Annotated in this window: 14 protein-coding genes and 2 tRNA genes; 2 read left to right on the top strand and 14 right to left on the bottom strand. The window is 48.0% G+C overall.

Going from position 1 to position 21,709, the window contains the following annotated elements; all coding sequences use genetic code 11:
* Positions 1-203 precede the first annotated feature (203 nt).
* On the bottom strand, positions 204-2,096 hold the full coding sequence (locus EPD17_RS07495) for an ABC transporter ATP-binding protein (RefSeq protein ID WP_132053083.1): 1,893 nt from the start codon (positions 2,094-2,096) through the stop codon (positions 204-206).
* Positions 2,097-2,266: 170 nt separating this feature from the next.
* Here EPD17_RS07495 and EPD17_RS07490 point away from each other — a divergent pair, with 170 nt between their 5' ends.
* Both EPD17_RS07490 and EPD17_RS07485 read left to right on the top strand, forming a co-directional pair.
* A complete protein-coding gene (locus EPD17_RS07490; protein ID WP_204743354.1) occupies positions 2,267-3,460 on the top strand; it encodes a Fic family protein in 1,194 nt (397 codons plus the stop codon).
* A gap of 217 nt (positions 3,461-3,677) precedes the next feature.
* Positions 3,678-4,676 (top strand): HNH endonuclease, encoded by a 999-nt coding sequence (locus tag EPD17_RS07485; RefSeq protein WP_165929555.1) that lies wholly within the window; start codon positions 3,678-3,680, stop codon positions 4,674-4,676.
* Between the two features lie 77 nt (positions 4,677-4,753).
* Here the strand turns inward: EPD17_RS07485 and EPD17_RS07480 are convergent, their stop codons facing one another.
* The 13 genes from EPD17_RS07480 to EPD17_RS07420 all read right to left on the bottom strand — a co-directional run bounded on the left by EPD17_RS07480 (position 4,754) and on the right by EPD17_RS07420 (position 21,618).
* Positions 4,754-5,983: a site-specific integrase gene (locus tag EPD17_RS07480; RefSeq protein ID WP_132053079.1), complete on the bottom strand. Its 1,230-nt coding sequence runs from the start codon at positions 5,981-5,983 to the stop codon at positions 4,754-4,756.
* A gap of 263 nt (positions 5,984-6,246) precedes the next feature.
* Positions 6,247-6,323, bottom strand: a tRNA-Pro gene (locus tag EPD17_RS07475).
* Between the two features lie 37 nt (positions 6,324-6,360).
* A tRNA-Ser gene (locus tag EPD17_RS07470) sits at positions 6,361-6,449 on the bottom strand.
* A 200-nt stretch (positions 6,450-6,649) separates the two neighbouring features.
* The gene (dnaA, locus tag EPD17_RS07465; protein ID WP_132053077.1) at positions 6,650-8,083 is read right to left on the bottom strand and encodes a chromosomal replication initiator protein DnaA; all 1,434 of its coding nucleotides are present in this window, start codon (positions 8,081-8,083) and stop codon (positions 6,650-6,652) included.
* Positions 8,084-8,212: 129 nt separating this feature from the next.
* Positions 8,213-9,151 (bottom strand): bifunctional metallophosphatase/5'-nucleotidase, encoded by a 939-nt coding sequence (locus EPD17_RS07460; RefSeq protein ID WP_132053075.1) that lies wholly within the window; start codon positions 9,149-9,151, stop codon positions 8,213-8,215.
* Entirely contained in the window at positions 9,141-9,941 is an 801-nt protein-coding gene (locus EPD17_RS07455) for a 5'-nucleotidase C-terminal domain-containing protein (protein ID WP_132053073.1), read from the bottom strand. The genes EPD17_RS07460 and EPD17_RS07455 overlap by 11 nt, the downstream gene beginning before the upstream one ends.
* A gap of 298 nt (positions 9,942-10,239) precedes the next feature.
* Positions 10,240-11,439 (bottom strand): AGE family epimerase/isomerase, encoded by a 1,200-nt coding sequence (locus EPD17_RS07450; protein ID WP_132053071.1) that lies wholly within the window; start codon positions 11,437-11,439, stop codon positions 10,240-10,242.
* A gap of 3 nt (positions 11,440-11,442) precedes the next feature.
* Positions 11,443-12,666: a glycoside hydrolase family 130 protein gene (locus EPD17_RS07445; RefSeq protein ID WP_132053069.1), complete on the bottom strand. Its 1,224-nt coding sequence runs from the start codon at positions 12,664-12,666 to the stop codon at positions 11,443-11,445.
* Positions 12,667-12,750: 84 nt separating this feature from the next.
* Positions 12,751-14,196 carry an MFS transporter gene (locus tag EPD17_RS07440; RefSeq protein ID WP_132053067.1) on the bottom strand — a complete coding sequence of 482 codons (1,446 nt, stop codon included), beginning with the start codon at positions 14,194-14,196 and terminating at the stop codon, positions 12,751-12,753.
* A 202-nt stretch (positions 14,197-14,398) separates the two neighbouring features.
* Positions 14,399-16,669: a glycoside hydrolase family 3 N-terminal domain-containing protein gene (locus tag EPD17_RS07435; RefSeq protein ID WP_132053065.1), complete on the bottom strand. Its 2,271-nt coding sequence runs from the start codon at positions 16,667-16,669 to the stop codon at positions 14,399-14,401.
* Positions 16,670-16,786: 117 nt separating this feature from the next.
* The gene (locus EPD17_RS07430) at positions 16,787-17,950 is read right to left on the bottom strand and encodes a glycoside hydrolase family 26 protein (RefSeq protein WP_204743352.1); all 1,164 of its coding nucleotides are present in this window, start codon (positions 17,948-17,950) and stop codon (positions 16,787-16,789) included.
* A 25-nt stretch (positions 17,951-17,975) separates the two neighbouring features.
* Complete coding sequence (locus EPD17_RS07425; protein WP_132053063.1) at positions 17,976-19,208, bottom strand: glycoside hydrolase family 26 protein; 1,233 nt, start codon at positions 19,206-19,208, stop codon at positions 17,976-17,978.
* A gap of 22 nt (positions 19,209-19,230) precedes the next feature.
* Positions 19,231-21,618, bottom strand: coding sequence for a glycosyl hydrolase (locus EPD17_RS07420; RefSeq protein ID WP_132053061.1), 2,388 nt, complete (start codon positions 21,616-21,618; stop codon positions 19,231-19,233).
* Between the last annotated feature and the right edge of the window lie 91 nt (positions 21,619-21,709).

Here is a 21,709-nt window from a genome sequence, read left to right as displayed (position 1 = left end):
AGTGCTAATAGTGGCGGCTAATCAGGCAACATGCAGCTTAACATACCGGACATGCGGAATGATATTTCCTAATTGTCTTTATGGTTACAATGCGGTCCGCTTCCCCATTTCTAAGCAATGTGCAGACAGTATCCCTGTTCCTGGAGATCCTGAAATTTTGGGAGGCATCTACGTGCAGCAGATGAACACCCCCTATGCTGTTCCTAAAGCATCAAGTCGTCCTTGCCGAACTCAAACTGCATATCAATCAGCTTGCGGTATAATCCACCTGCTTTCATCAACTGTTCATGTGAGCCGCTTTCCAGTACCGCTCCTTTATCGATCACTACAATCTGGTCTGCCTTGCGGATGGTAGAAAGCCGGTGCGCAATCACAAAAGAAGTGCGGCCTTTCATCAGGTTGTCCAGTGCTTGTTGCACCTGTTGCTCGCTTTCACTGTCCAATGATGATGTTGCTTCGTCCAAAATCAAAATGGCAGGATCTTTCAGAATGGCCCGGGCAATAGCAATACGCTGGCGCTGGCCGCCACTTAATTTTATGCCCCGCTCTCCTACCACCGTGTTGTATTGCTCCGGAAATCCGGCAATAAAATCATGTGCGTTGGCACTTTGCGCAGCGGCCACAATTTCCTCATCGGTAGCTCCCGGTTTACCATAGGAAATATTTTCTTTAATAGTGCCACCAAACAGAATCACTTCCTGCGGTACAAATGCCATTTGCATGCGTAGTTGCGTCAGCGGAATGGCGATAATGGGCCGCCCGTCGAGGTAAAGCCCGCCTTTATCTAGCTCGTAAAACCGGAGCAATAGCGATGCAAGAGTGCTTTTACCGGCACCACTTGGACCCACTAGTGCCACCTGTTCTCCTGGGGATGCATGTAAAGAAATATCCCTGAGTACCGTAACATCCTTTCGTCCCGGGTAGTTAAAGGATACACCATCAAACTGCACTTCTCCCCTGATCACATGTTCGGGTTCAACGAGAATGGTGCTCACCTCCAGGGGTTCACCGTTGTTGCGCAGGATTTCGCGGATGCTGTGTGTTGCACCCAAAGTTTTTTGCAGTTGTGAGAACATATCGGCAAAGCCGGCAAAAGTGCCGCCCACAAACATGGAGAAAATAACAAACATGGTGAGCGACCCCATAGTGAGCTCACCCGTCTGGATCAGGGTAGCACCATACCACATCACACCCGCAATAGCACCAAATACGCTAAAGATCATAAAGGATACAAATGCACCCCGGTATCGGGCATTGGTAATGGCGGTTTGCACAACTGCCGACACGCTTTTTACATAGCGGCCAATTTCATAAAATTCACCCGTGAATGCTTTTACAATGGAGATGCCTTGAAATGTTTCCTGCACAATAGTGCCGCTTTCCGCCAACTGATCCTGCGCCCTGCGGGCCATTTTGCGGATGCGCATACCAAAAACCACCGCCAGCACCGCAATTACCGGAACTACGGCCAGCATCAGCAGTGAAAGCCTAGGGCTGATCCAGAAAATAAACAGCAGCCCGATGATTAAGGTAAATATGCCGCGTAAGAATTCGGCCAGCGTAAAGGAAATAGCATCTTGTATCTGCGACAAATCGGATGACAGGCGGTTGCTCAATTCGCCCACCCGCTTATCAGCAAAAAACTGCATGGGCATGCTGAGTAGCTTGCTGTACACATCTTTGCGCATATCGGCCAGCGACCGCTCGCCTACTTCTGTCAGTAGGTACACCCGCATAAATGAGAATACGGCCTGCAGCGATAGTTGTGCAAATATGAAGAGCAGGATGGTATTCAAATCCAGGCGCAGGTTTTTAAGTTCCGTACCAAAAGATGTGTTGTCCAGGGTGTTACCGGCAGGGAGTGCAGCAGTTCCTGGCGCCACGGCATCGATCATTTTGCCCAAAAAAAATGGAAACAAACTGGTTGATAGCGCTGAGAGGGCAATGAACAATAAGCTTAGGATGAATTTGCCCCGATAAGGTTTCAAATACGCAAACAAGGCCAGTGCCTCTTTCAGTCGCTCCCTTGATATTTTCACCTTCACCCCTTCCGCATCAGTATTGCCACCACCTCTGTTGCGCCTGCTGTTTGCCATACATCCTTGAATTGGACGGCAAAGATCGGGTGCGCCCGGGCATTACTTCCATCGCCTTGCAAATTCCTGCATAGGGATTCCTTTTTCTCTTTTTCTTTTTGCGTCCATGTAAGGATGGCTAGGTGGCCAACCTTTAGTATGGCAATTACGTTGTTTGGCAACGCTAATCCTTGGATGAGCCGAATAGTCAGGCCATTCGGCTCACATTTTATCTTATTTTTGAGCCGAATAATGCTTCTAATCGGATCATGGCAACCTATAACTGGCAGCAACAGGATTGGCCTCAATTTACTTACTCCCTCCAAGAGGTGGAAGATGATCTTTTGCTCCTGGCCGAAAAAACAGGGAAGCTGACGGGTTTGATGGGAGCACTGCCGGAAGAAACCCGGATGGAAGCCCTCATTGAACTCATAGTGGCGGAGGCAATTAAGACCTCTGAGATAGAAGGAGCATACTTGAGCCGCAAAGATGTGATGTCTTCGATCAAAAATAATTTGGGTATCAACTCTACTCCAGAAGCAGTAAAGGACCAAGCTGCTGAAGGCATAGGAGTGCTGATGATCAGTGTGCGCAACACCTATAAAGAGCCGCTTTCCGAAGAGGTCCTGTTTAGCTGGCATGGGATGCTGTTTAAAGGGCAAAGTGGTTTTCGAATAGGCAGCTGGCGGGAGCACAAAGAACCCATGCAGGTCGTCACGGGTGCTTTGGGCAAGCAAAAGGTGCACTTTGAAGCGCCACCTTCCGAACGGGTACCGGCCGAAATGAATAGGTTCATTACTTGGTTCAACGAAACGGTACCCGGCGGACCAAAAGGGCTGAAAAAAGCAGCGGTACGATCAGCCATTGCGCATTTGTATTTTGAAACCATTCACCCCTTCGAAGACGGCAATGGCCGCATCGGACGTGCCCTGGCTGAAAAAGCCTTATCACAGGGAATTGGCCGGCCGGTGCTGCTGAGCCTTTCCCGAACCATAGAAGGGAACAGGAACGCTTACTATGATGCCTTATCGCAATCGCAGCGCTCCAATGAGATCACCCCATGGATTGCCTATTTTATACGAACAGTACTTGCAGCACAAACAGAGGCAGAGGAGCAATTGGAATTTACCCTCCGGAAAGCAAAGTTTTTCGACCGCTATAAAGACAAGCTGAGCGAACGGCAGTTGAAGGTGATTCGTCGCATGCTAGAGGAAGGGCCAAAAGGCTTTCAAGGGGGCATGAATGCCGGCAAGTATGGCTCACTAACCAAAGTTTCCAAGGCAACTGCCACCAGGGACCTGCAGGCACTGCTGGAAATGGGTGCCCTTATTTATTTGGGTGAAGGTGGGGGAAGAAGTATCAAATATGGGGTCAACCTGGTATAAGAAATCTTACCAGCACCAGTATAAACCTGTAGCAGGTTCAGAGGATGCAAGCAAATAAAACAAGGCGGCTGTAGTGCCTTTTACCTGATAGCAAATGGCATATGCCACCCCGAAGAACACCCAAAAACAATTCTGTCAATAAAATAACAATCAGTTGACCAAAAATCTAATGTATTGTTGGCTATGTTACTCTCTTGACAACAGGCTACTATCAAATTTGGCTGATCCTCTCTGTGGCGTTCTGATTGTTTCGAATGGTTTTTTATCTTGTACCCTGACAATGGATTTACTTTCAAGCTATGTTAGAAAGTTCACAAAGCTAAAAAGGGGCAATGTTCAAGGAATGAAAGCACCGCACAAGCCTGTTTTGCTTCTGGCAGTGATTGATGGAATAGAAAAGAAAAACATTCGTTCCAATCAAATTCAAATCAGCCCCGAATTAGTGGCAAACTTCAAGGACTTTTGGTCGCAGTTAGTAAGAGATAGCCGCTTTAGCGAAAATTTCTCTCTGCCTTTTTTTCATTTGCGCAGCGATGGTTTCTGGCATTTACAAACACTGCCCGGCCGGGAGATCTCCTTAACAAGTTCCCACTCCATTAAAAGTTTCACACACTTAAAAGAAGTAATTAATTATGCCTGCTTTGATCAGGAATTGTACAACCTGCTTTCAAATGAACATACAAGACAAATCCTGAAACAAACACTTCTCGACGCATATTTCCCAAATACTCACCTGCATGCATCAAACCAGCTGATTGGGGAAATCATCAACCAAATCCTCCATGAGCCCTCAGCCATTTACAAGACCAAAGCATTGAATTTCGATGAGGAAGAAGTATTTGTGAGAAGTGGCGTCTTCAAAAAGGAAATTCCGAAAATCTACAATCACACCTGCGCCATTTCACGGATGCGCATCATTACTGATGCCGACATTCAAATGATAGACGCCTGCCACATCGTTCCTTTCTCCCAGTCGCATGACGATACCATTACCAACGGTATTTCGCTGTGCCCGAATCTTCACCGGGCATTTGACCGGGGACTAATCTCTTTAGATGGGGAGTACAGGGTGCTTGTAAAGCCGTTTAAAGAGCAGGAAAACTTCTATTCTATCAAACAATTTGAGGCCAGGCAGATCCTGCTGCCCAACAGCAACCATTATTTTCCAGCCCAAGAAAATTTAGCAGCACACCGCCTTCGACACAACTTCTATTAGGTTAAAAAGAATTTCAGGTGGCAGAAAAAAGCCCACAGATCAGGGCAGCCGTTTCTGTGAGCATCATAAATTTTCTTTTACTGCAGCTGACCTAGGCGTTTACATAACTGGGACATATCCGCTCCTACCTTTTGCTCCAGAACACGGGCATAAATCTGGGTGGTGGAAAGCTTGGTGTGCCCCAGCATTTTACTAACCGTTTCAATGGGTACGCCATTAGATAAAGTAACGGTAGTGGCAAAAGTGTGGCGGGCCGTATGAAAAGTAAACGATTTGGAGAGGTCACAATAAAGAGCAATTTCTTTTAAATAAGCATTCATCTTCTGGTTGGAGAGGCGTGGAAAAACCCGGTTGCGTATTGCGGCCCGCGGATCAGCCCTGTATCGGTCCATGATGGCTTTTGCCTGCGGCAGCAAGGGTACATTTACGGCTACAGCTGTTTTACAGCGGGCAGTTTTGATCCAGTAAGCTCCGTCCATGCCGATACAGATGTGTGCAGGTTGCAGGGCTGTTACATCTGCATAGGCAAGCCCGGTGTAGCAACTGAATACAAACAGGTCGCGCACCACCTGCAACCTTTCGGAGGGCAAGTCTGCACTTTCTACAAGTGTAAGTTCAGCGGGTGAAAGAAAAGTTTTATCCACTTTCTGGAAACGGAGCGTATATCGCTGGAAGGGGTCTTTAGGGATCCACTCCATTTTGGCTGCCAGAGTCACCATCTTGCGCAGCCGCTCCATGTGTTTCATAATCCCGTTATTGGTCAGGGGATTGCTTTCCATCAGCGGTGCGGTTTTGCGCAGGAAGATTTCAAACTCAGTAATAAACTGGAAGTTCAGTTCGGACAAATGGATGTCTTTTGTCTTGTGTTTTCTTTCCAGGAACAGTTTTACATATCGCTCTGTCGTGAAGTAGTTTTTAAGGGTACCGGGAGCAAGCACTGTCTTCATATTTTCATTATGGTACCGCATCAGGCCGCAGAGTGTCTGGTTCCCTTCTTCTGTTCCGAGAAACAGGCTCTTAATCGCCTGCGCGGTGACCTTCCTTTTTTCAAGGTGCAGGTGCCGGACGCATTCCATCAGTTGGAATCGTACATCCTGCAAATAAGGATTCAATTCCTGCATCAGCTTCTTGTTGCCTTTGACGCTGCCGCTTTTTACGTCCCATTGATCCGCAGGCACTTTCTTTTTCAGGGAAATTTCCAGCCGCTTATGGGCTACGGAGATGCGTACATACAGGTGCAACTCACCTGGAGTGGTTTTGAATGTGCGTGCAACAAAGTGCACGCTGAATGGATTGGTAGATTTCATACCGCACAATTTTTAGCGTGAAAAATTTCAGCTCTTCTACCAGTGAATCATGCGTGAGCCAGGAAAAATGGAGAAAATACTCACCAGACTGTCTTGTAAAAAATCGGCAAGTCAAAGCTACAACGGATTTCGGCCGCTTGTTTTACTCACCAATAACTCACCAGAGGGTTGTATTTCTTTGTATTATTTTGGTTTCTGATGTGCATAAAAAAACCCGCAAATCATTGATTTTGCGGGCTTTGGATGTTTTTTGACATCCCCTTTGGTCGGGAAGACAGGATTCGAACCTGCGACCCCCTGGTCCCAAACCAGGTGCGCTACCGGCCTGCGCTACTTCCCGAATATTTTTTGCCAATCTCTCAATCGGCTGTTTGCTGCGGTGAGGGCGGGATTCGAACCCGCGGTACAGTTTAACCCGTACGGCAGTTTAGCAAACTACTGATTTCAGCCACTCATCCACCTCACCGTCCTCTCTCAGAGCAGAGCTCCTTTGCAAGGGCTGCAAAAATAGGGAGCCGGCATTCAATTTCCTAAAAATCAGTGTTCTTTTTTTTAAGTATCGCCGGTATAAATATTACCAAACCGTACGTAAGAGCAAAACGGCCTGAACAAACCCTCGATGGGCAACGTTCAGGCCGTTTATACTAAAAGATTTTAAGCGCATCGTTACATGGCTGCCAGTTGCACTTTTTGCTGCAGCTCCATCACGTTATCGCGGAACAAACCATCGGTGTCCATCAGGTCTTTTACCGTTTGACAAGAGTGAATCACCGTAGTATGATCGCGGCCACCAAAATGTTCACCGATTGTTTTCAGCGAGTTTTTGGTAAATGCTTTTGCGAGGTACATGGTTATCTGACGTGCCTGTACAATTTCACGTTTGCGGGTCTTTTGCAACAGTTTATCGTAGGGCACATCAAAGTATTCGCACACCATTCGCTGAATGGTATCGATGGTAATTTCCTTACTCGAGGATTTTACAAAATTGCGCAGCACTTTTTTTGCCAGTTCCAGATCAATTTCACGGCGATTGAGCGACGATTGCGCCAGCAGCGAAATCAACGCACCTTCCAACTCACGAATATTGCTGTTGATGTTGTACGCAATGTATTTCACTACTTCCTTCGGCATCTCCAAGCCGTCATTCTTCATTTTCCGTTCCAGTATCTCGATGCGGGTTTCATAATCCGGCATCTGGATATCGGCACTCAAACCCCAACGGAAACGGCTCAGCAGGCGCTCCTGCACGCCTTCCAGGTCTTTTGGCGATTTATCGGAAGTAAGCACCAGCTGCTTGCCGCTTTGGTGCAGGTGGTTGAAGATGGCAAAAAACGCATCCTGTGATTTTTCGGCGCGGTTGAAAAACTGCACGTCGTCAATGATCAGCACATCAATCATTTGGTAAAAATGAATGAAGTCGTTGATGGCATTGTTGCGGCTATGGTCTACAAACTGGTTGATGAATTTCTCGGAGCTTACATACAGCACCACTTTGTTAGGATGCAGCTTTTTTACTTCATTGCCAATGGCCTGCGCCAGGTGAGTTTTACCCAAACCAACGCCGCCATAAATAACCAACGGGTTAAAGGAGTTAGCGCCAGGCTTTTCGGCCACCGTTTTACCTGCACGGCGTGCCACGCGGTTGCTATCGCCTTCCACATATGAATCGAATGTATATATCGCATTCAATTGCGGGTCGATGTGCATTTTTTTAAGACCCGGTATCACAAATGGGTTTTTCACCGGCGTATTGATCACCAGCGGAAAATCCATTTCGTTATTTGAAAAAGACTTGTAGCCATGCGTTGCAACATCCACAGTTACAGGCTTGTTGTAGCTGTTGCCCCCATCTACCATAATGCGGTATTCGAGCCGGGCATCTTTACCCAATTCACGCTTCAGCGTTTTGGCTAAAAGATTTACATAGTGCTCTTCCAGATATTCGTAAAAAAATTGGCTCGGAACCTGAATCACCAACACATTTTCCTTCAACTGCACGGGCTTGATGGGTTCGAACCATGTTTTGAAATGCTGCCACTCTACGATATCTTTAATGATAGAAAGGCAGTTAGCCCAAACATGTTCGGCGTTCTTATCCATGAATGACGTCGTAGTTTATGTGAATTAAGTATGATGCTTGCGGGGCCCGTTGTACACACCTTGTGTATAAAAAAATTTGGCCGTGACAGAAGGACGAATTTCTAAGAAAAGTTAATCAAAAAAAAATTTTTATTCGCCCGTTTTTTTTGTAACTAAAAGAGAATTGGCACGCTCAACTTTTCCCCGTTTTCCCCGTTCAAATCGATAGTCGAGGCGCCCCAATTTGATGCCGGCCCACCCAACCTGGTTAATGATGACCTCGGCACCATTTTTATTGCGCACCACTTCCGGCTGCTCTAAAAAATCATGTGTATGTCCACCAATAATCAAATCGATGTTGCTAGTTGCAGCAGCCAATTTCAAATCACTTATTTTATTACCACTATAACGGTAACCCAAATGCGATAAACAAATTACCAGGTCGCAACCTTTCGACCGCAGCAATGCTGCAGTTTCGTTTGCTTTTGCCACCGGGTCGAGGTATCTGGTATTGCCATAAAGGTTTGCAGGCACCAATCCATCCAGTTCAATGCCCACACCCAATACACCTATTTTCAATCCGCCTCTTTTAAATATTTTATACGGCACTGCCACATTTTCCATTGGCGTGCCGGCAAAATCATAATTGCAAACAATGGTCTCAAAACGGCCATGGGCCTGCATTTGCGCCGCCAGGTTTTCAATGCCGCCATCGTAATCGTGGTTGCCAATCGTTACCGCATCGTAGCCCATCTGGGTCAATGCTTTTATTTCGGGCTCACCATTATATATATTAAAATACGGTGTGCCCTGGAAAATATCACCCGCATCCAACAACAATACATGTTCTGCTTCGCCCCTGATCTTTTCAATCAAAGCAGCGCGACGTGCCACACCACCCAAACCTTCGTTGCGGCTACCATCCATCGGAAAAGGATCGAGCCTGCTATGCGTATCGTTGGTGTGTAAAATGGTGAGGTATTCAACCGGCGCAGCATCGATTGCAGCCGCATGCAATGCACGGCTGCCCAACAGCACCGAACCTGCAGCCATGGCCGACTGCGCAATAAATTTTCGTCTATTGTACATGGTTAATGCGCATTTCGTTGTTGGCTAGAATGGTCATATTCTGGCTTTGCAAAAAAGCTACATAATCAAACAATGCATCGCGCACCAGGTAGCCATTTGTTACCTGCGGAATAGCCCGCATAAATGCAGCACCATCACCACCATTGGCCACATAATCAGAGTTGGCAATGGTATATGTTTGCTGCACATCGAACGGCTTGCCGGCGATGGTAATATCTGTTGCTTTTTTGTTGCGAATGGTAAATGAAACACCTGCCACAGGCCAGCCACCCTGGGCGGCAATAAAGTCGAGCAACTCTTGAACTTGTGCGCCATTAAGCACCTGCACCACGATCAAATTATCAAAAGGCATCAACTCAAAAATCTTCCCCCTGGTTACGGCACCTTGCGGCAGCTGCGTTAGGCGGATGCCGCCATAATTAAGTAGGGAAAAATGCACGGTGCGGTTAAATCGTTTATTAGCCATCTGCAGCACGGCGTCGGCCATAAAGTTGCCCAGCGTGCTGGAAGGTTTTGCTTTTTCAAGGGTGGCCGATGCGTTGCCCACCACCACACTCATGCTGCGCTCCACGCTATCGCGGTATGGCTGCAACAATTTACCCAGGGTACTGTCGGTAGCATTGGCTGCCGAAATATTGTAACCCGAATAAACGAGTTGCTGCGGCAACATGGGCCGGCTGCAGGCTACCAACCCGGCGCATACCAGTAAATAAAAAAAATGGTGTTTGATGCGGTGCACTTGATCAACTTTGGGCCGCAAATATCCGTCGACTTTTCCAGTTTTCCACATCTTACCCACTTTTTCCACAGTGGCGGTATCGTAAAAATGACATGTCTGCTTCGGAAAAGCGCAACCGTGCGGGGTTTAAGAAAAACAAAATTTTTTGCGGCTCTTTTTTCAGTGCTTTGATACGTAGGTTAGGGCCGCTTCTTTATTTAAAATTCTTGATGCAACATAAATCAGCGCCTGCTAAAAGAGGGGCTGATTTTTTAATTCGATTTTCCAGGCAATAAAAAAGTACATCTTTTTTTACTGCAGGTTTTTACAGCGCAACCAAAGCATTGCATCGCCTAAAAAACATATAACCTTATGCCTTAATCAGACCATCCATGCGGTGCAACAACTCAATGCAGGCGCGGCCATTGTGGTAATTGCATTTCCAGATCCCTACTTTATCCTCGCCGGGCATGGGGCTGTAATCCTCCCGCACACCCCAAATCCATTCACCCAGATCGCGATCTATTATATGCTGTTGCACAAACCGCCAGTTGTTCACCGACCGCTGCAGCTGTACCGCATCTCCGTTAAGCTGCCATGCGTTGAAAAAACCAACCATCGCCTCGGCCTGCGGCCACCAGTGTTTTTCTTTTACCAAATGTTCGCCTTCCTTTTCGTACCAAAGCCCGCCATCCACGTCAAGGCCTCGGGCTGCAGCCTCCGCCACCTGTAGTGATCGGGTCTTTACTTCCGTAATCAAATCCTCTTCGCCAACTACTGCTGCAGCCTCTTGCACCAGCCAAGCCGCTTCAATATCGTGCCCGTAAGACACAGCTGTGGAACGGGACTCCCAGCTTTCGTTGAAAAATAATTGCAGGTGGCTATTTTGGGGATGAATGATGTGATCGAGAAAATGGCGCACCAGCGCTACCAGTCTTTTACAAAGCAACGCATCGGGCCAAACGCGGTACAGGTTGGCATAAGCTTCCAACACATGCAGGTGTGTGTTCATGCTTTTTTTCTCGTTGGCATCTTTTGCACTCAGGCGCAGGTCGGCAAGCGGTTGCCAATCCGGAGCCAATGCTTCAATGTAGCCGCCATGTACACCATCATAACTGTGTGTTTCAATAAGCGCAAACAAATTTTTTGCTGCATCCAACGCTGCGCCATTTGCCGTGAGGCGATAGTATTCACTAAAAGCATACATAGCAAAGGCCAATGCATAAATTTGCTTTTTGGTATCAAGCGGCTGTCCACCGGCAGTTACACTCCAATACACACCGCCCCATTCGCGGTCAATGAAATGTCGTTGCAGGTATGCAAATGCGCGGTTGGCCATGGCGTAATGCACATCGCTGCCGGTGTAGCGGGCCGCAGCGGAAAAAGTCCACAGGATGCGACTATTGAGTACTGAGCCTTTCGGCGCATCCGGATCAATACGGTTTTGATGGTCCATGCGACCAACAAAACCACCGTTGCGTTCATCTACACAATGCGTGATCCAGAAACTAAGAATTGCATCCAGCTCCTGCGCTATTTCGTTGCGGTATTGCACCAGATCAATTGCCATAAATCAAACCTTTTGCACATCTGCACTTTGCGGCGCTGCCTGTTTTTGCGCAGCTAAATAAGCCCTGTTTTTATCAACAATATTGTAAATGGTTTGCACCGATGCAGCCGAACGAAAACCATCCTCCGGAGTATGCATTACATAATCCAGCAATTGCTCCACTGTGGATGTAGCAACATGCAACCGCGTATCAGACGAAGCATAATAAATAAACACTCTTCCATCATCATCTTTTATCCAGCCGTTTGCAAACACCACATTCGACACATCACCAATGCGCTCCGCTCCTTCCGGCGCTAAAAAATATCCTGCAGGTTTATGGATCACTTTGGTCACATCATGCAAATCGGTTAGGAACAGGTACAACACATAACGCAGTCCGGCAGCACATGCCCGAACGCCATGCGCCAGGTGCAGCCAACCTTTGTCGGTTTTAATAGGTGCCGGCCCCTGCCCGTTCTTGGCTTCGTACACGGTATGGTACCTTTTTTCATCGATGATCACTTCTTCTTCAATGACTGCACATTCAATACATGCACTCAGCCCAAAGCCAATACCACCGCCCTTTCCGGCCTCTATAAACGAATCCTGCGGGCGGGTATAAAAAGCATATTTGCCCTGCACAAATTCGGGGTGCAACACCACGTTGCGTTGTTGTGCGGATGATGTTTTCAAATCAGCCAAACGTTCCCACTGCACCAGATCTTTGGTGCGAGCAATGCCGCATTGAGCAATGGCCGCCGACTGGTCGCCTGCGGGTGCTGATGGGTCGCGGCGTTCGGTGCAAAACAATCCGTAGATCCATCCGTCTTCGTGCTGCACCAGGCGCATGTCGTACACATTCGTATCAGGTTCGGTGGTTTCCGGCATGTGTACCGGGTATTCCCAAAAACGAAAGGCATCCACGCCATTGTCGCTTTCAGCCACTGCAAAAAACGACTTCCGGTCGGCACCTTCCACACGAGCCACCACCACGTATTTTCCATTAAATTTTATGGCGCCCGCATTGAAAGCGGCATTGATGGCAAAGCGCTCCTGTAAAAAAGGATTGGTAGCCGGGTTTAAATCGTAGCGCCAGGTAAGCGGTGCATGCGCCGCCGTCAGCACCGGGTGCTCGTATCGGTCAAAGATGCCGTTGCCCAAGGGAAGCTTTGCATTTTTTCTACTGGTCAACGCATCGTGTGCCTGTTGCAATGCTTCCCATCGCTTTTGGAAAGTTGTGTTCATCGTGTTCTTGTTTGTCAGCTTACGGCCCAATAATCAATAGTTGATGTTTGGGCAAATAACTGGTTAATGAATGTATTGGAAGGTTTAAAATGCTTGTCCTCTATCCGCCGGTATTGCAGCAGTATTGTTTATTTGTTCGCCTGCTCTTCGCTGTTCCAGCGCATGGCTGACGTCCATCATAAAACGGTCGCTTAGTTTATAAAAAACAATGAAAACAGCCGACAATAAAGCACCAGCTGCAGGTATGAATGAAAGCATCATGCGGATGCCTTTTTGTGCTTCGGTAGTTTGCACGGTATTGGCTTCAAAACCCCACAGCGCCAGCAGCCAGCCAGTTAGTGCGCCGCCCAGTGTCCAACCCAGTTTTTGCGCCATGGATGACGAAGAGAAAATAAGCCCTGTGGCTCGGCGCCCAGTTCTGTATTCGGAGTAGTCGGCAATGTCGGCATACATCGACCATAGCAACGGGAAAATGGAGCCGGCACAAACAGAGATCAGGAATTGAAAGGAAAATATGAGTGCTACATCGCTTTCGCCAAAGGTGTAAAAAATGCAACTCAAAACACCAGCCAGCAACATCGCATACAGGAATGTAGCCTTCTTGCCAAGTTTATCCGAAACGGGTTTTGCTAATACTACACCCACAATATTTGCAGCTTGCCCCAACACCAAATAAAGCGTGCTGTAATTGATGGCCACATCAAACACCGGAAGTGTAAACGCCTGTTGGCTGCCGAAATAATATTTGAAATAATAGATGGCCGAACCATCTCGCAGCGAATTAAATACCAACGTACAAATGCCTGCACCCAACAATACAAACCAGGGTTTGTTTGCAGCCAAATCAGCCAGGTCTTTTTTCAGCGATGTTTTTTGTTCGCGGGGTGGCTGAATGCGTTCACGGGTCCACAAAAATGTTAGGTAAAAAAGTGCAGCAGCCAGCACTGCATAAATGATCATTGATGACTGCCAGCCACGTTGCAGATCGGTAGTACCATCAGCACTTTTGCTAAACACACTCACCAATGGTTCGGCCGTAGCCAGCACCAAAATGGAACCTGCAAAAGCAAAAATAAAACGGAAGGTAGACAGCGTAGTGCGGTCTTTAATGTCAGAGGTCATCACACCCATCAGTGATGCATACGGCACGTTGATGGCCGAATAGATCATCATCATCAAAGTGTAGGTGATGTAAGCATAGATCAATTTGCCACCACTGGAAAAATCGGGAATGGTAAACGTAAGAATTCCGATCAAACCAAACGGAACAGCCACCCACAACAGGTATGGCCGAAACTTACCCCAGCGTGTGTTGGTGCGGTCGGCAATGATGCCAATGAGCGGATCGAAAGCAGTATCCCAAATACGGGTAACCAAAAACATGGTACCCACTGCTACGGCTGCAATGCCCACAACATCGGTGTAGAAATAAAGCAGGTACACCGAAAAGATTTTCCAGAACATAGACGATGCAAAATCGCCAAAGCCATAACCAATCTTTTCTTTAATGCCAATGCTGTTTTGCTTCATTGTGTGTTGTACATTTTTTTGCTGCATCCGTTTCAACGCAGCCAACTGTTGCATATAGCCGTTAAACTGTTACAATATCAATTTCAACACCGCTCCAATAACTTTAGCCCAGTTCTTTTTGTAAACCCGGGCAACGCTGCCTGCAACAGCGCCGCCCAAGGAATACCAAGTTTACGGATCAAACACAGCAGCATGATGCTGCCTAAAAAATCAGGTCTTTTTTTACTTCAAATTCCTGCGTCAACTCGCCAACCTGCACTTTAAATTCGCCAGCTTCTAACTGTTGTTTATTGTCCTCATTTACAAACGCAAGGTCTTTAACCGGCACCTTGAACTGAATGGTTTTTGCTTCACCGGGTTGCAACAAAATCTTTTCAAACCCACGCAATCTTTTCTCATCCGGCGCCAGCGAAGCATACAAATCCGAAACATACAACTGAACTACTTCCATGCCTGCACGGCCGCCCGTGTTGCGTACGGTTACACTTACGGTCAGCGTTTCGGCTTCCGTTAATGCAGTTTGCGCAATGCCCAAATTACTGTATTGAAACGTAGTGTACGAAAGGCCAAAACCAAACGGATATTGCGGGTTAAAATCGCCACCCTGCGGGTTTTGTCCACTATCCGAAATTTTATGAATATAATTTGTCAGCGCATTTGTAAAACGCGGATATGTAATGGGCAGCTTGCCACTTGGGTTCACATCACCTGCCAATACATCGGCCAATGCATCGCCACCAAAATTGCCGGGCAAATAAGTGTGCACCACTGCTGCTGCGCCGGGCTCAATACGGTTGATGATGCGCGGCCGGCCTTCGGTAAGTACTACAATTATGGGCTTGCCGGTTTTGATCAGGGCTTCAGCCAACAGCAATTGGTTTTCGGAAAGTGTCAGGTCGTTCAGGTTGCCCGGCGTTTCGGTATAACTGTTTTCGCCAATGCACAACACTACTGCATCCACCCCTGCTGCAGCTTGCACCACCGCATCTAGATTCACGATTGAATCTTCGTAGTATTTGCCGTCCATTTTGTAAGCAACACCTTGCTCAAACTGCACCTGCGCAGCACCAAACTTTTTGCGCAGCGCTTCTGCAAACGTGTTGTAACGTTCGGCCAGTGCATCGGTTTGCTCGCCTTGCCAGGTGTAGCTCCAGCCACCGTTCAGCGGCCGCATGGTATTGGCGTTTGGTCCTGTTACCAACAGTTTAGCACCTTTTGCCAGCGGCAAAATGTTGTTCCCATTTTTCAACAGCGTGATTGATTCGGCTGCAGTGTAGTATGCGGCACGTTCAAATTCGGCACTGCCGTAGCGGGGATAATCCTTTGCATAAGTCAATGGCCGTTCAAACAGGTTCAACTCTCCTTTTACACGGAGAATGCGGGTTACAGCATCGTTGATGCGGCCCTCGCTAACTTTGCCTTCTTTTACCAGCGCCACAAGGTCAGTACAAAATCCTTTGTAATCGTACGGGATCATTGCCATATCAATACCCGCATTGATGGCCAGCATAATGGCTTCTTTATTTGTTTTCACAATGCGGTCGCGGCGCTGCACGTTTTCAATATCCTGCCAGTCGGTTACCACAAAACCAGTGAAACCCAACTCCTCTTTCAACAAGTTGGTCAGAATGCGTTTGTTGATATGCGTAGGCACACCATTGATCAGCGCAGAGTTCACCATCACGTTGCGGGCACCGGCCTGCAGCGCTGCACGAAATGGCGGCAGGTGGTATTCGCGTAAATAGTGTTCGGGTATCCATGCATCGGTTCGGTCCTTGCCCCATTTTGGATCGGAATAGCCAAGAAAATGTTTCAAACTCACCGCTACTTTTTCCTTGCCACCCAAGGGCTCCTGCGTGCCCTTCACAAACTGCACACCAAGCTCTGAAATAAGAAATGGATCCTCGCCATAACCTTCCCAAATACGCGGCCACACGGGGTTTGTTCCAAGATCAAGCACCGGCGAAAAAGTCCACGGCACACCTGCGGCTCTAGATTCATATGCACTGATTGCAGCGCCATTAAATACCAGTTGGCGGTTCCATGTAGCGGCCTGCCCTATTTGTTGCGGAAACAACGTGGAGCCGTTTACATAGTTAACGCCATGTATGTTATCCAGCCCATAAATTACCGGGATCTTCAACCGTGTTTTTAATGCATGCTGGTGTATCTCCGTAAGCAATGCATTCCACTCTTTTGTACCCAGCCACGGACCAGGTGTATTGAGAATAGAACCTACTTTGTAATTCACCACCACATCCTGCAACTTAGCCTTATCAAACGCAAAAGTTTTGCCCTGCACAGCGCCCATCGATTCAATGGAAACCTGTGCCATCTGGCCCACCTTTTCTTCCAGCGTCATGCTGTTGAGCAGATGTGCCACTTTTGCTTCATTGGCCGCGTTGAGTTGTGCCTGCACTTCGGTTGCCTGTGCGGCGATCAGCAGGCAAAGTATTAGGCCGGTTTTTTTCATGATCTGATCATTTATTTGGTATCCAAAATATCTGATCTGCTGCGCCGGATTCCTGATTTACATCCGATCTTTTATGATTTACACAACCCTTTTCTCTCGATACATCTTGCCACATGCTTATCGGTACATATCGGGCAAATCGTTTTCAAATAATGTATACCGGTCGTTGTAAAATTTCAAGAAATCGGGCACGCTGCTATGGCCAGGAAATGGTGCATAATAATGGGTTGCACTGGTGCGATCGTTGCGCCACACCAACACATAACTCAACTTCATTCCATCTTGCTTCATCACATGCAACAGTACATCGGTCCACCATGCCGGGTTGGGAATTGATTCAAGTCCTGTTTCGGTAAATGCAGCCAGCTTGCCCTTTTTCTGCGCATAGCCGGAAACGATCTGAAGTTTGCGGATAGCTGCTTCCAGGTTGTACTTGCCATCGCGGCCCATATCGCCGTAGTTGTCCATGCCTACCATGTCCACCCATTCATCGCCAGGATACCGATCCAGGAATTGCGCTTCGGTATCGAAGCGATTATCGGGTGAAAAGGCATACAAGAAGTTGTGCACATTAAGGCTATCACGCAGGTAAGCAACAGTGAAGCGCCACAGCGTGATGAACTCCTCGCGGGTGCAATGTTTTGCGCCCCACCAAAACCAGTCGCCATCAAACTCGTGGTATGGCCGAAAGATCATGGGTACGGCTTTGCCATCGGCACCTTTCACGCTTTTAGCCCAATCGCCAATACCACGCAAAATTTCCTTGTATTGCTCATGCACCGCGCCACCGGGAACGATGTACTTAACCGCAGGCTTCGATACGGAATCCTTCCAGTAAAAATCGCCGCCGGATACAGGATTGGAAAAATGCCACGCAACAGTAGTAACACCACCGCGGTTATACGTGTCCGCTACATTTTGCCGCAACGCCTCCTTCGCTGCAGCCACAGCAGCCGCTGGCCTACCGCTAAATCCGGCAAAGTCTACACCGATCACTGCGGGATGCGAGCCCGTAACCGACTTCACATCAGAACGATTTTTTTCACCGGCCCAGCCATGCCCGTATTCGGTGGCATGCTGGTGACCAAACAGTGTGTGGCTGTCAGAAAGCCGCATCAGGTTGCGAAACAGCGCCTTTGTTTCCGTTGTTGCCTTGCGGTCAATTGGCGTTGGCGTGTCGTTGCGCACAGCGCTTGATTGCTTCTGCGCCATGCAGGATGAAAACAACACCATCACTGCTACAACTGCCGCTGTGCTATATGCTCGAAAACGAGTTTGCATGTGCATCATAGTTGTTCGTCTACATTTATTTGATCTCATACATCTTCGGCATTTCATCACCAAAATGCACATAGGGACTTTGCTTAAACTTGATAAAATCTGCTTCCGCCGGATGGCCTTTATAGGGGGTCCAAAAATGGTCTTTAGTGTTGGCCCACACCAGCACATAAGCCAGTTGCGGTGTGCTGCTTTGCAGGGCTTTTTGCAACAAGGCGGTAAACCAATCCGATTGCGGCAAACGGCTTAAACCGGTTTCAGTAAGTGCGGCCAACTTCTTTTTACGGATGGCATAATCCGAAATGATTTTGAGCTTGGCACCAGCTACCGATGGCGCCGTGCCCACAGCCATATCGCCGTAGTTATCCATTCCCACCAGGTCTACATAAGCGTCGCCGGGATAACGTTCGAGGTATTGCAATTCTGTGTTGAAATTTTTGTCGGGCGACCACGCATAAAGAAAATTGCGTACGCCTAAACTATCACGGAGATAAGTAACCGTAAATTGATAAAGTTGCTTGTATTGATCGGCAGTGCAATGCGCTTTTCCCCACCAAAACCAATCGCCATCAAACTCATGGAACGGCCGGAAAATTACAGGCACCAATTTGCCATCGGCACCTACTAACGATGTTGCAAATTCGGCTATCTCTTTGAGTGACTGTTTGAATACATCGTTGTGACTGCCGCCGGGCAAAATGTTGCCTACCGCTGCTACTTTTGACTCATTCCAGTAAAAGCTGCCTTTTGAAACCGGGTTGTTGTAATGCCATGCAAATGTGTTGACGCCACCACGGTTATAGGCATCTATCGTAAGCTGGCGGGCAATGCTGGCTTCGTATTGAAACCATGGGCTTATATTAAAATTGGCGATGTGCAAAAAGTCGTGGCCATACACGGCAGGATAAGCGCCGGTTACGTCTTTTACATCCGACCGATCACGGGAAACCGCAGGCAGGTGCTGCTCGTTGGCCCATTGCGTCGAAGCGTCAGTCACACCACGTTTGGTGGCATCCTGGTGGCCAAATAAGATGCCCGTTTTCGCCACTTTTTTTAGGTTGTAAAAAAGTGCAGCCGTTTCGGCAGTTGCCGCTTTATCGACCAACCAACTGCGAACGTTAGCCAACGACGGAATGGTATCTTTTGGCGGTGTAACAGGTGGTATTGTAACCGGTGTTTCACTGCTGCCGCTTTTGGTGCAACCCAGCAAACACACCGTTGCAACGATGCTCCACAATGTTGACTGTATCCCTGCTTTCATGAGTGGTCTTTTACTATGCGTGTTATTTTGATTGATACAATTTTTCTTTGCCCACTTCTTTCATAAACAAGCTGCGCGGATGCTGGTATAAGCGCGAAAAATCAGGCGCAGCAACACTGCCTTTGTACGGCACATAAAATTCAGTGCTGTTCGACTCGGGCTTGTAGCCGGCATTACGCCAGGCAAGTGCAAACGAAATGCGGTGCCGTTGTACTGTTTTCCAAAACACGTTGCTGAACCAGGTGCTATCAGGCAGGTTGCCAAAACCAAGCTCGGTGAGTGCCGGCAGCTTTCGATGTTTTTGCGCCAGCGTTTCCAGCATAGTCAGCATGCTGTCCAAATCTTTTGCAAACTGCTCGTTGGCTTGTGGGCCGGCGGCACGTTGGTAAATATCAAATCCAATCACGTCCACCCATTCATCGCCGGGATAGCGTTCTTCATATGCTTCGATGGAGTTGAACCGGTCGGTGTTAAACGCATACAGGAGGTGGTGCAGGCCTTTTACATCGCGCAGGTATTGCACCGTAAAACGAAACAGCGCTTTGTATTCCTCAGGCGTGCAGTGTGCTGCGCCCCACCAAAACCAGGCACCATTCAATTCGTGAAATGGCCGGAAAATGATGGGAATGGTTTCGCCTTTGGGACCTTTCAGATCGCTTAAAAAATGCGCTACTTTATCGAGCCATGATTGATACAATTCGTGTTTTTGCCCACCGGGCAAAATAGACGCAACCGTGCCCGGCGCAGGATCCCAGGATGTTTTTCCGGTGAGCGGATTGCGCAAGTGCCAGCTCAAAGTAGCCACGCCGCCTTTTGCATAAGTAGTGCGGATAAATTCTTTCATCCGGTCAAACGGAACGCTGTCCAAATTAACCAGCGAATCGATTTCAAGGTGCCCCAATTCATAGCCCTGCACTGCAGGAAAATCGCCGGTGATGTCTTTGATATCGCTGCGGCCTTTTTGGTATTTCCAGTTCACGCCATAGGCCATATCGTCCTGGTGACCGAACATGATGCCTTTGTCGAGCAGGCGGTACAAGCCGTTTAATAAGTTTTTCGTTTCGAGGGTTGCGTTGGGGTCTGCCGGTTGTATAGCGGCAATATTGCTGGTTCGGCTTGCCATTTTTTGTGCATGTGCCCGAACGATATTCCAGGTGCTTTTATCGTTGTCAAACACAGAATTTAAGCCCTGCTCTTCCATGGGCGGATCGCCCATTAATTCATCGCCTTTTTTCCAAAATACTTGTCCCCTTACCGGCCTGGCCGTGCCGCCAAACGACCATATATTGGCACCAGCGAGTACACCATTTTTTACTGCACTTTGGCTTAGTTGTGCAAAAATCATTTCGTAATACCGGTCGCGGAGTGTAGTGCTGGAACCGGCGTTATATACATGCCCATCGCGGGGCAGGCCAAACTCTTCCAGCACCAATGGCTTGTTCATTTGCTGCGCAACCAACTCGTGCTGGCGGATGTAATCTTTTGTTTGCGCCACCACATTTGCAAAACCCTGTGCAATAGCCGTGTCCTTAAACCAGCCCCAGTTTTTGGGCCAGATGTGTATGGTGAGGTAATCAATTTCTTTTACCGCATGCGATGCTTCAAACAGGGGCATGCCTTCAGTGCCCATACTGCCCTCGCTGCCAATAGTGAGCAGGTGATTTTTATCTTTTGATTTAATGAACGCAGCCGTTTCCCTAATCCAATTAAGGTAAGCTTCATTTGCTGCAGGCCGCATGGGGCGTGGCTCATTGGCCAGTTCCCAGGCCATAATGGCGGCATCGTCGGTGTACTTTTTTCCCGTGATCTTGTTGGTGCGGTCCAGCACCAGCGCTACTTGTTTGTTGTAGGCTTCTTTGCACGGTGTGCAGCTATAAAATCTGGAAACAATATCGCGGTGCTCGTCCCAGTTTAATTTGCGCTCCTTTTGGTCTTCGGGCACCTCGCCATTCCAGGCCAGGTATTGCTGGAAGCCGCCGCTCCACTCCCAATTGTTGGAAAAATAAAGCACCGCTTTCATATTGCGCTTACCCATCTCCGATAGTAACAGGTCCAATCCATCCAATACGCTTTCATTGAAAACGCCCTGCTCCGGCTGCAACGCCGGTGCTATGCGTACCACGCCATTGATTTTGCCGGCACCTTCTGCACCCACCACCACGCGGAGGTTGGTTACACCGTTTTGCTGCAAAAAGTCAAGCTCTTTTTGCAAGCGGCCTACACCCCGGCGCTGATTTTTTTCCAAACCCAAAAGTCCGCCGTACCAATAGTTGGCGCCGGCAAAATAATAGGGCTTGCCATCGAGATAAAACCGGTGCCCTGCAGTTTGCACAAACGATTGTTGGGCCGTGGCTGTGATGCAAGCAATAACCAACAGCAATGTGGCGATCGTTCGGGAAATGGGTATCATACAACAACTCAATGTTAAATGAAAAACCTCCTGATATAATTCAAGAAACTCAGGCAGTTTCCGTTCTTAATCAGGAGGTTTGAAGAATTAC

Origin of the sequence: Pseudocnuella soli (genome assembly GCF_004347775.1) — a bacterium.
Lineage (GTDB): Bacteria > Bacteroidota > Bacteroidia > Chitinophagales > Chitinophagaceae > Flavisolibacter > Flavisolibacter aquaticus.
This window is presented reverse-complemented; position numbering and strand designations above follow the sequence as displayed.